Source organism: Shewanella sp. ISTPL2 (assembly GCF_013283205.1).
GTDB classification, from domain to species: Bacteria; Pseudomonadota; Gammaproteobacteria; order Enterobacterales; family Shewanellaceae; genus Shewanella; species Shewanella oncorhynchi.
In genome coordinates, this window is the sequence record NZ_JAAPAV010000001.1 from 2,411,465 (window position 1) to 2,422,542 (window position 11,078).

At 47.7% G+C, this 11,078-nt stretch carries 8 protein-coding genes; 6 read left to right on the forward strand and 2 right to left on the reverse strand.

From position 1 onward, the window contains the following. Nucleotides 1-484: 484 nt before the first annotated feature. Nucleotides 485-2,308 carry a glycerophosphodiester phosphodiesterase gene (locus tag HUB64_RS10685; protein ID WP_173242509.1) on the reverse strand — a complete coding sequence of 608 codons (1,824 nt, stop codon included), beginning with the start codon at nucleotides 2,306-2,308 and terminating at the stop codon, nucleotides 485-487. Between the two features lie 694 nt (nucleotides 2,309-3,002). Here HUB64_RS10685 and HUB64_RS10690 point away from each other — a divergent pair. From HUB64_RS10690 to HUB64_RS10700, 3 genes are all read left to right on the forward strand, one after another. Next, entirely contained in the window at nucleotides 3,003-3,275 is a 273-nt protein-coding gene (locus HUB64_RS10690) for a hypothetical protein (protein ID WP_014610083.1), read from the forward strand. 476 nt (nucleotides 3,276-3,751) lie between these two features. Next, on the forward strand, nucleotides 3,752-4,312 hold the full coding sequence (locus tag HUB64_RS10695; protein WP_173242511.1) for a MarR family winged helix-turn-helix transcriptional regulator: 561 nt from the start codon (nucleotides 3,752-3,754) through the stop codon (nucleotides 4,310-4,312). Next, nucleotides 4,305-5,057, forward strand: a complete 753-nt coding sequence (locus HUB64_RS10700; RefSeq protein WP_173242513.1) for a siderophore-interacting protein — start codon at nucleotides 4,305-4,307, stop codon at nucleotides 5,055-5,057. Before HUB64_RS10695 ends, HUB64_RS10700 begins: the two co-directional genes overlap by 8 nt. Nucleotides 5,058-5,169: 112 nt before the next feature. On the opposite strand, the gene hutI is transcribed toward HUB64_RS10700, so the two are convergent. Beyond that, nucleotides 5,170-6,396, reverse strand: coding sequence for an imidazolonepropionase (gene hutI, locus HUB64_RS10705; protein WP_173496970.1), 1,227 nt, complete (start codon nucleotides 6,394-6,396; stop codon nucleotides 5,170-5,172). A gap of 233 nt (nucleotides 6,397-6,629) precedes the next feature. Here hutI and hutC point away from each other — a divergent pair, with 233 nt between their 5' ends. From hutC to hutH, 3 genes are all read left to right on the forward strand, one after another. Then, complete coding sequence (gene hutC / locus HUB64_RS10710; protein WP_173496971.1) at nucleotides 6,630-7,337, forward strand: histidine utilization repressor; 708 nt, start codon at nucleotides 6,630-6,632, stop codon at nucleotides 7,335-7,337. Between the two features lie 155 nt (nucleotides 7,338-7,492). Beyond that, nucleotides 7,493-9,160 carry a urocanate hydratase gene (gene hutU / locus HUB64_RS10715; RefSeq protein ID WP_173496972.1) on the forward strand — a complete coding sequence of 556 codons (1,668 nt, stop codon included), beginning with the start codon at nucleotides 7,493-7,495 and terminating at the stop codon, nucleotides 9,158-9,160. A gap of 52 nt (nucleotides 9,161-9,212) precedes the next feature. Further along, complete coding sequence (hutH, locus tag HUB64_RS10720) at nucleotides 9,213-10,754, forward strand: histidine ammonia-lyase (RefSeq protein WP_173496973.1); 1,542 nt, start codon at nucleotides 9,213-9,215, stop codon at nucleotides 10,752-10,754. Nucleotides 10,755-11,078: the final 324 nt, after the last annotated feature.

An 11,078-nucleotide genomic window follows, 5' to 3' on the forward strand; every position in this document is an offset into this window, starting at 1 on the left:
AAAAACTATGACCATCGCTGAGCTTGGCAAGTTGTTTCATGGCCCTGTTGAAACCTTGCAAGAATTTACCCCAGATTCAGATAATCATTGCGAACACTTAGAAAAGTGACGATGACACTTTGCGCTTTGTTGCCAGTACCTCAAAGTGGCTGACTTCAAACTTAGTCATTGGCTTTACCTTTCTACACCGCCAACCAAACAATGGGCTGTGTGACTCTGACTAAAAATCACTATTTTTCAGTTAAATAGCACTATTTAGCCATCATCCACTTGAACTATACCTTGTCGGTTTATTTGCGACTTAATGACTTGTCGTTGCTTGAATCTAAACTCCGAGTGAATGATGTTGTTTTAACTTGGGTGGCCGGATTTCTTGCACTCACGCTGACCACTTTAGCCGCTTCATTTGGGGTGCTCAGCCTCTTTTGGTTGCTCCAACGCAGAGCTAAGCGCTTCGAGGCGAGGCCTAGTAAATAAGCAGAATTTACAGAACATAGCGTAGGCGCAGTGCCGTTTGTTCAACAGGGGATAACGCGAGCCACTGTTCTCGGATTTCCACTGCTTCCTGCGGATAGTCGGTAATGAGTACATCGGCTCCCAGCGCCAACATGCGCAGCATTTGCCGTGGATTATTAACAGTCCATACATGCACTTGCTTACCTCCTTTGTGTGCACGGGCGATAAACTTTTCGTTAGTAATCGATTGATTGACCGCTAAGAATTGTGTATTCGCCTTAATGGGATCGCCAATGGATTGAGTGACGATAAGGCCAGTGTGAATGGAAGGGTCGAGTCGTTGAACTTCTTCAATGGCTCTTGCTTCGAGCGATGTAATCACCACTTGTTGTGTCATTTTCTCTTGTTGCAATAAGGCGACAACGGCCTGCGCTAAGCTGGGATCGGCTTGATTATATTTAAGCTCAATGTTCAAACCGATTTTGTTGCGTGCCTCATTAAGCATCTCTAGTAGTGTTGGTACGGATTCACCTGCAAAGGCGGCACTGTGCCAACTCCCTGCATCAAGCTGTTGTATTTCACTCGCACTGAGGTTAGCAACTCGCCTTGGATCGCCCGCTATGCGCATTAAATCAGCATCGTGCAATACCATTAAGGTGCCATCGGATGCCGTTTGCACATCGATTTCGGCATAATCCGCCTTTTCTGCAATCGCTAAACGCAAAGCCGCAAGGGTATTTTCTGGTGCCCTAGCAGCGCCAGCACGGTGGGCAGTAATCAGGATGTCATCCCTTTGTGGTTCACTATTGAGGGCATATACCCCTAACCCCAACATGATTAAAAAAGTGCCGATCAACACCCCGCTTATCGTATAAATCGACAGTTCAGACGTTCTTTTTACCGTTTGTCGCCCAAGGCGTTCTAACACTGCGGGTTTTTCTCCCAGTTGGCGGTATAACAGCAATATGATAAAGGCTTCCCCAAACATTCCGAGTAAGGACCATGCCGCGCTGAGCATAAAAATCAGTGCGGAGACGAGGGCCAATATGGCTAATTCTGTCGAAAGTGTCAGCGTAACCCTATCGAGTAAGCTATCGGCACCCCAGGAGATCAGCAGCATTAAGGGATACACCAAAGCACCTATCCTCAACCACCAACCCGCAGCGTGCCACATAATCGGGTGTTCATTGCCTGCGCTTAATTGCCAACTACGTTTGAGTGCCGTCAAAGCATCGGTCGTTTCACTCACAATAATCGTCAGTGAAAAGGCCGCTTTGGCCCACAGATATAAGGCAACAAGGACATAGATTATCGCTAAGAACGCCATACTCGTTAAGGCGAGATACCAGTCTATAGGCTTGAAATACAAGTAGTAATTGATGTCGTGTCCCTGTAGAAACACGCTGAAAATCAGATATCCTAACCCGATAAAAGGTACGCTGAGCAGCAATAAGCAAGCCGCATAAATGCTACCAAGGCGAATAAATACGGGTAAGCGCGCAGTTGCGAAAATCAGCGCCCGCACTGGGCCAATGGGAATATCGTATAAGCCAGATGCTGCGAGAATCGTGACTCCAGCACGTTGGGTAAAAAACACGGTAAAGCTGCTGAATAGAGTAATGACCATAAACAGCAAGCCATAGGGAGACATGGCAAAGGCGATTAAGTCGTAATTGGTGATGGTGACATTGCCCGTTTTGGCAATCAGATGGCGCAGTAACCAACCAAAAGACGGGACGATAATACCCGCCGACACTAAGGTGAATAACAGTTCAAATTCAATGAGTTTTCTACCGCAGCGACGAATGGCTTTAAGCGTGTCATGCCAGTAACTGTGTTCAGGATTGAGCATGCAGCTTCCTTAATCGTGCGAGTGTAGGACTGTAATTTAGCAGCGTTTCAGGTTGACGGTTAGTCATTCGTGCAATGTTTTGAGCTGGTGAGTCAGTTGTTATTATCCATAAAGCAATAAATACATTGATTATTTCAAGTTTCCGAGCTGCGCCTATGTCGGGTCGTTTGTCATTGAGCTTTCTTCAAAGTGTAATAATAGATAGCTCGTTAAGTTGGTTCACTCGATTTAGTATCGTCGCCAATTTTATTGGTATCGCAATCTTTCACTATTTTAAACATTGGGTTGGGTATATTCGGCAGTGAGTGTGCTGATGGTGATACCTTCTATCCTATTCTTATGTTTAATATTTAACATGTTCTAGTGAGTCGACATTATAAATAAATTACTTATCCCAGAAGCGCACAATATCGCAGATTAAGCCTGTCTATGTTTTGTTGTTTATTCAATATTTTGATTTTTTTGTGGATAAAAATCAAAATATTGAGATGTAAACTTGGTGATTAATCTAGGTAAGACCTGCGTATACATGTTTGCCTCGTTAAAATCCGTGAATCAGATTTACCTCGTCTGGTTTACATACTAAAATTTCACGCAATTTACCCGTGTCAAAGGGGTTGCGTTGGTAACAGTCGTTCTTATATGTCGTTCTACATGATAAGAATTTGCTTATAAATAAAAGAGTAGTAATAAATTGTCTTATAAAAAATTTAATGCATTCTTGAACGCAAACATGCGGACCTTTGAAATGGTTGGTGTTCTAATGCGCATATTTAGTTTCTCACTTGTCAGTTGGCTTGGCCCTGAAAGTCCTTTTATGTTTGTTTGGATTTTCAACACGATAGATGCTGTTTTGCTAACATGGTGTGCCGCTTTACGCAAAGATGCCGCTTACACGTTACTCAATGGTTTTTGGATTTTGATTGGTATTGTAGGGATCGCAAGAGCTGGCGGATTGATTCACTAAGTTTTCTGGTTCATGTCAGTGAATCACTCAACCCCAGACTGATTCATCACACCGCCAAAACATGCCCTTAAGCCCTGTTATCGGGTATTGGAGGGCATTTTTTTACCCTAAAATGAATCAAATTCCTTAAGAACTGATTCAAGCCATCTTGATGATGCCACATTATCAACATAACGAGTTTGTGATGGCGGCGCAGTTTCCTGAAACGTAAATTGCATAATGCTAATGGCTAAATTAGATCGTTAATATGCGCGGGAGTTGATGAGATTAAGCACTGGCATGTAAGGGACCGTTCGTGACAGGGATGTTACGGTCGAGCCCTCAAGGATGAGTTTATGGCGCGTCACTGGAAAGCCAGTGCTTAATCATTTTCTGATTATTTGCACATTGCCGCACACTCAGTACAGGGTTACTTAGTTGACACAATCAACTAATCTCGATATTGTTGATACAGTCAACTATATCGAGAGCCTTCTATGTCGTCATTGTCACTCAGTGAAACTTTGCACAGATTAGTGCATGCCTACAAAAAGCAATTGCGTAGTGATATTGCTGCACAAGAGATTGATTTACCTGTCACTCATATCCGAGCCTTGAAGGGCGTGTGTCGCAATCCTGAATCGACAGCCCAGTCTATCGCCCTGCGTATGCAGCGGGATAAAGCACAAATTACCCGTGTTCTTAATGAGCTACAGCAGAGCGGGTTGATCACTAAAATCGATAACCCTAAGGATGGCCGCAGCCAGTTACTGCGACCCACGGCTGAGGGGGAAAAGATCATGACTCAGATCAATGCATCAGAACGTAAAACCGTGGCGCGCATGACGCAAGCGCTCAGTTCAGACGAAGTTGATACTTTTATTAAACTTGCCAATAGGATCAGTAAAAGTGTGGATGATGCCGCTGCCGCCAAAAGTGAAACTGATTGCCTTACTCAAAAAAGACCATCTAGTAAGCCAAAAGATACGGCTGGAAACGGAGCCATTGAGTTGCGCTTAACGGAAGAACACGCCATAGGAGAAAATCATAATGAATAAACCTGCACCACGTGAGCTAGAAGTGATCCGCGCGACTTATATCACTCCGCATATGTTACGCATCACCTTAGGCGGTGCGGGATTGGCTGGATTTCCTGTCGATCAAGAGAGTGCCTATATCAAGTTGTTATTCCCACAAGCGGGTGAGCGTCCATTAATGCGAACTTACACTATCCGCCAGCAACGCGATGATGAAATCGATGTGGATTTTGTGCTGCACGATACTGACGGCCCCGCATCGAGTTGGGCGAAAACGGTGCAGGTGGGCGAACTCATTCAAATTGGCGGACCCGGACTTAAAAAACTGATCAACTTTGAGGCGGATTGGTTTTTACTCGCAGGTGATATGACAGCCTTACCCGCAATTAGCGTGAATCTGGCAAAATTACCAAACAATGCCGTGGGTTACGCTGTGATAGAAGTGCTAAGTGAAGCAGATATTCAACCTTTAGTGCATCCTGAACATGTCGAGTTGCGTTGGGTGATCAATCCTGAAGCCGATCCCGAAGGCCGTCCTTTGGTCGAGCGAATTGCCCAATTACCTTGGCTTGCTGGCGAGCCCGCCGTATGGATTGCCTGTGAATTTAATAGCATGCGCGCGCTAAGAAGATACTTTAAGCAAGCGCATTCATTGCTTAAGAGCCATTTTTATACCTCGAGCTATTGGAAAATAGGTTGTAACGAAGGTGAGCATAAACTGGTAAAACAAGAAGATGAGCAGTTAGAAAATGGGGCCAGTGTTTAAATTCAGATAAGGTCGCCAAGTTTGATTTTGCGACCTTATCTAACGTTTCGCTTATGCCGTTTTTGCTGCTGATGCACCTATTATTGATGCACCTATTATTGATGGAACTATGCTACTGGTGAACTAGCTTGCCATTCTTCACCACATCTTTGCAGGGATTGACGCCGTAGCTGTAGGCCAACTGCGCAGGCGTGGCGATATCCCACAGACAAAAATCGGCTTGTTTGCCAATGACTAAACTGCCGACGTTATCTTCAATCCCGAGTGCCTTGGCGGCATTTAAGGTGAGGCCTTTTAAGGCTTCTTCTGGCGTTAAGCGGAACAAGGTGCAGCCCATATTCAGCATTAACAGGGTTGAGCAAATGGGGGATGAACCTGGGTTGAAATCGCTGGCGAGCACCATAGGTACGCCATATTGGCGCAGTAAATCTATAGGTGGCTTTTGGGTTTCCCGCAAAAAGTAAAACGCGCCTGGCAGCAGTACAGCGCAGGTGCCGCTTTCACTTAAGGCTTTTACGCCTGCCTCATCTAAATATTCGATATGATCAACAGACTTAGCACCAAGACGTGCGGCCAGTGCACTGCCACCCATATTAGTTAACTGCTCGGCATGGAGCTTAATCTCTAAGCCCGCCGCTTTGGCTGCGCTGAGTACCCGTTCGGTTTGCTCAAGGTTAAAGGCGATATTCTCGCAGAACACATCTACCGCATCGGCGAGGTTTTCGGCGATCACTGCGGGCAGCATCTTATTGATAATTAAGTCGACGTAGCCGTCGCTATTGTCTTTATATTCTGGCGGAATCGCATGGGCGCCAAGGAATGTGGTCTTCACATCTACATGGTGATGCTTGCCGAGCTCGCGGGCGACACGCAGGATTTTCAATTCAGTTTCAGTATCTAAGCCGTAACCCGATTTGATCTCAACCGTAGTCACTCCTTCTTTGGCGAGCGCGTTTAAGCGTTGGCGGCCGAGTTCAAATAATTCTGCTTCATCTGCTTCGCGGCAGGCTTTAACGGTCGAAATAATGCCGCCACCTGAGCGGGCAATTTCTTCGTAACTCGCGCCTTGTAGGCGTAACTCAAATTCATTGGCGCGATTACCGGCAAAGATTAAGTGGGTGTGGGCATCAATCAATCCTGGGGTGATCCAGCCGCCTTTGCCTCTGTAAACAGGAATGGACAACACATCGAAGGCGGGCAGTTCGCTGCGGGGGCCAAGCCAAGCAATTTTGCCATCTTTAACTGCGATAGCCGCATTGGTGATCGCGCCATAAGGTGCTGATATGGAAGGGTCCATTGTGGCTAAGTTAACGTCAATCCAAACCTGATCCCAAGACATGTATTCCCCTCGCTGTGCTGGCAGATGTTAACCAAGTGATTAACGGTTTATTAAATTTATGTGAGCTAGCTTGTATTTACTTGTATATACAAGCTAGGATTGTAGCCGCTATTTTCACCGTTTGAAAGTGGCATGACAGACCCGTGTCTTTGTCGCCTTCGTCTGCGCCCCTTTAGCAAGCATGACTTTCGCAAGGGCACAGGAACAAGAAGCTGAATTTAAGAGGATGTGTTTTGGCTATTCCTAAGTTTGCAGAAATTAAGCAATACATTATCTCCTCTATCGAATCTGGCGAGTGGGAAGAAAACGCCCGCGTGCCTTCCGAGAATCAGCTGGCCGACTTGTTTACCTGCAGCCGAATGACGGCGCGACGTGCGTTAACCGAACTTACGGATAGCGGTGTGCTTGAGCGTTCTCAAGGGCTAGGCACCTTTGTCGCAGGGTGTAAATCCCAGTCGTCTATGTTGGCGATCCGCAATATTGCCGATGAGATAAAAGACCGTGGCCACGGCTATAGCGTACAGCAATGGGCGTTAGAGCAAGTCGCGGCGAGTACGAGTATCGCAATTTCCCTTGGGCTTGAGCACGGTGCGGCAGTATTTCATTCGATCTTAGTGCATTGCGAGCAGGGCTTACCGTTGCAAGTTGAAGAGCGTTATGTGAATCCCGAGTTGGTGCCCGATTATTTATTGCAGGATTTTACCCAGCAGACACCCCACGAATATTTGTCCCAAGTGGCACCGCTGACCGAGGCGCATCACACGATTGAAGCGATTATCGCCAGTGAAGAATTACAGCAAAGTCTCGAAATCCCCGCCACTGAGCCCTGTCTACAGATTTTACGCCGTACTTGGTCACGCCAAGGCGTCGTGAGTTTCGCAAAATTAGTTCACCCAGGTAGCCGCTTTAAACTCGGCGGCCACTTAACCTTTAGCAAGTAACGCCAGTGGCGTGATTAACAGATGTAAATCAGTAACTTTGATAGCTGTACCCTTATAAGTTAAAAGATAAAAACACAATAAAAACAATAGTGCTAACCCGTATTAGCGACTTAGCGAATACGAGTTAGCACCACAGGTTGAAAGAGGAAAATTCAATGGATAAGCGCCACGACCCAAGCCGCCGTATTATTGCACCGCATGGCACACAATTAAGCTGTAAGAGTTGGCTCACTGAAGCGCCAATGCGTATGTTAATGAACAACTTACATCCCGATGTCGCCGAGCGCCCAGAAGACTTAGTCGTCTATGGTGGTATCGGCCGCGCCGCCCGCGATTGGGACTGTTACGACAAAATTATCGAAGTTTTACAACGCCTCGAAGACGACGAAACCTTATTAGTGCAATCGGGCAAACCTGTGGGCGTATTTCGCACCCATGCGGATGCACCGCGCGTGCTGATTGCTAACTCAAACCTAGTGCCACACTGGGCGAACTGGGAGCATTTCAACGAGTTAGACAAGCTCGGTTTGGCCATGTACGGTCAGATGACGGCGGGTTCTTGGATCTATATCGGCACTCAAGGCATAGTCCAAGGCACCTACGAGACCTTTGTGTCGGTCGCAAAACAGCACTTTGAGGGCATCTCTAAAGGCAAATGGATCCTTACTGGCGGGTTAGGTGGTATGGGCGGCGCACAAACGCTGGCGGGCACTATGGCTGGCTTCTCAGTGTTAGCCTGTGAAGTCGACGAAACCCGCATCGATTTCCGCCTGCGTACTCGTTATGTTGACAAAAAAGCCACTTCGCTCGATGAAGCATTAGCCATGATTGAAGAAGCGAACCAAGCTGGTAAGCCAGTATCAGTGGGCTTATTAGCGAATGCCGCCGATGTGTTTGCTGAATTAGTTAACCGCGGCGTTACCCCAGATGTGGTGACCGACCAAACCTCGGCACACGATCCGTTAAACGGTTATCTGCCGCAGGGTTGGACTATGGCTGAGGCCGCCGCCATGCGTAAAACCGACGAAGCGGGCGTAGTGAAAGCGGCGAAAGCTTCGATGGCGGTGCAAGTACAAGCCATGCTCGACCTGCAAACCGCGGGTGCAGCCACGCTCGATTACGGTAATAACATTCGCCAAATGGCGTTTGAAATGGGCGTTGAAAATGCCTTCGATTTCCCAGGTTTTGTACCTGCTTATATTCGCCCACTGTTCTGTGAAGGCATTGGCCCGTTCCGCTGGGTGGCGTTATCTGGCGATCCCGAAGATATCTACAAAACCGACGCTAAAGTCAAAGAACTGATCCCAGATAATCCACACCTGCACAATTGGCTAGACATGGCGCGCGAGCGTATCGCCTTCCAAGGTCTGCCAGCGCGTATTTGCTGGGTTGGCTTAAAAGATCGCGCTCGCTTGGCGTTAGCTTTCAATGAAATGGTCAAAAATGGCGAGTTGTCGGCGCCCGTGGTAATCGGTCGCGACCACTTAGATTCTGGCTCAGTGGCCAGCCCGAACCGCGAAACCGAATCTATGCTGGACGGCTCAGATGCGGTATCCGATTGGCCATTATTGAACGCGCTACTCAACACCGCTAGCGGTGCAACTTGGGTGTCGCTGCACCACGGCGGCGGCGTCGGTATGGGCTTTAGCCAACATTCGGGTGTGGTGATTGTGTGTGACGGCACAGATGCGGCGGCAAAACGGGTTGGCCGTGTGCTGTGGAATGACCCAGCGACAGGCGTGATGCGCCATGCTGATGCGGGCTACGAGATTGCGAAAAACTGCGCCAAGGAGCAGGGCCTCGATTTACCTATGCAAGACTAGCCGATGCTAACGACTCAATAACAATAATAACTAAAAGCTTGGAGCTAAAAATATGAAATCTGTGAATCACTTAGTGTTAACGCCGGGCAGCTTGAGCCTAGCGCAATTGCGCGAAATCAGCCGTCATAAGTTGACACTGGAACTCGCACCAGAGGCGATTACTGATATCAACACCAGTGCGCAAATCGTGCAAAAAGTGTTGGATGAAGGCCGTACCGTTTATGGCATCAACACGGGCTTTGGCTTGTTGGCCAATACCAAGATAGCGCCCGAAGATCTGCAATTACTGCAACGTTCTATCGTGTTGTCACATGCCGCTGGCACGGGGCAATACATGCAAGATGCCACAGTGCGCTTGATGATGGTGTTAAAAATCAACTCATTAAGTCGTGGTTTTTCAGGCATTCGTTTAGAAGTGATTAACTTCTTAATTAGTTTAGTGAACGCCGAAGTGTATCCCTGCGTGCCAGAAAAAGGTTCAGTCGGCGCCTCGGGTGACTTAGCGCCACTGGCGCACATGTGTTTGCCTATGCTGGGCGAAGGCGAGATGAGCTATCGAGGCGAGTTAATTTCTGCCGCCAAAGGTTTAGAAATCGCTGGCCTTAAGCCAATCGATTTAGCGGCTAAAGAAGGGCTCGCTTTGCTTAATGGTACGCAAGCCTCGACTGCGCTGGCGCTGGAAGGGTTGTTCCACGCCGAAGACTTGTTCGCAGCAAGTTCAGTGATCGGTGCCATGAGCGTCGAAGCCGCTATGGGCAGCCGTAGCCCGTTTGATCCTCGCATCCATGCGGCGCGTGGTCAGAAAGGTCAAATCGATTCGGCCATGGTCTTCCGTCATCTACTGGGTGAAGAGTCTGAGATAAGCTTAAGTCATGCTAACTGTGAAAAGGTGCAAGATCCTTACTCACTGCGCTGTCAGCCACAGGTGCTGGGGGCTTGCTTGACCCAAATTCGTCACGCGGCTGATGTGTTAGGCACAGAGGCCAATGGCGTAACCGATAATCCACTGGTGTTCCAAGACACGGGCGATATCATTTCGGGCGGTAACTTCCACGCCGAACCCGTGGCTATGGCGGCGGATAATCTGGCGATTGCGATTGCTGAACTGGGCTCTATTGCCGAGCGTCGTATCGCGCTATTGATCGATTCTAGCCTGTCAAAATTGCCGCCATTTTTGGTAAAAAATGGCGGGGTGAACTCGGGCTTTATGATCGCCCAAGTAACGGCGGCGGCATTGGCGTCTGAGAACAAAACCTACGCTCATCCGGCATCAGTTGACAGCTTGCCAACATCGGCTAACCAAGAAGACCATGTTTCTATGGCGACCTTTGCTGCCCGCCGCTTGCGCGATATGAGCGAAAATACCCGTGGTGTACTGGCAATTGAATTGTTAGCAGCGGCTCAGGGTTTAGATTTCCGCGCTCCTTTAGCCCCAAGTGCTGCAGTGGCTAAGGCTAAAGCCGAATTGCGTGAAGTCGTCGCCTATTACGATAAAGACAGATACTTCGCGCCAGATATCGAAGCCGCGACAGATTTGTTGTATACAGCGAGCTTTAACACTTATTTGCCAGCAGGAACGCTAGCCAGCTTTTAGGCGTTTGTTTTAGTTTAATGGCTGAACAGGTGTTTACTCCGCGGGAATAGGCTGCACTGAGGTGCTTTTGTTATCGCGCCCAGATTTTGCACCTCAATGTGCTAAAAATAAGCGTTAAAAGGCAAAATTTAAGGTGCAGGCAGATTGCTTGTGCCTTTTTCTTTGTTTTTTTCCTGCTTTTCCTCGATCTTTGTCTTTGCCATTTTGGTGTGTTTAACACCGCAGACTCTGCACTTTTTACCCTAATCTTTACATTGTCAATTTTTGTGGCTATCTATCCCTCTAGAAACCGTTACCTTTGTGTTTTTATCCGCCATCATTATG

What these genes read in the sequence shown, in the direction of transcription:
- HUB64_RS10685 (WP_173242509.1), bottom strand. Translation starts at nt 2,308, where the DNA reads ATGCTCAATCCTGAACACAGTTACTGGCATGACACGCTTAAAGCCATT.
- HUB64_RS10695 (WP_173242511.1), top strand. Translation starts at nt 3,752, where the DNA reads ATGTCGTCATTGTCACTCAGTGAAACTTTGCACAGATTAGTGCATGCC.
- HUB64_RS10700 (WP_173242513.1), top strand. Translation starts at nt 4,305, where the DNA reads ATGAATAAACCTGCACCACGTGAGCTAGAAGTGATCCGCGCGACTTAT.
- hutI (WP_173496970.1), bottom strand. Translation starts at nt 6,396, where the DNA reads ATGTCTTGGGATCAGGTTTGGATTGACGTTAACTTAGCCACAATGGAC.
- hutU (WP_173496972.1), top strand. Translation starts at nt 7,493, where the DNA reads ATGGATAAGCGCCACGACCCAAGCCGCCGTATTATTGCACCGCATGGC.
- hutH (WP_173496973.1), top strand. Translation starts at nt 9,213, where the DNA reads ATGAAATCTGTGAATCACTTAGTGTTAACGCCGGGCAGCTTGAGCCTA.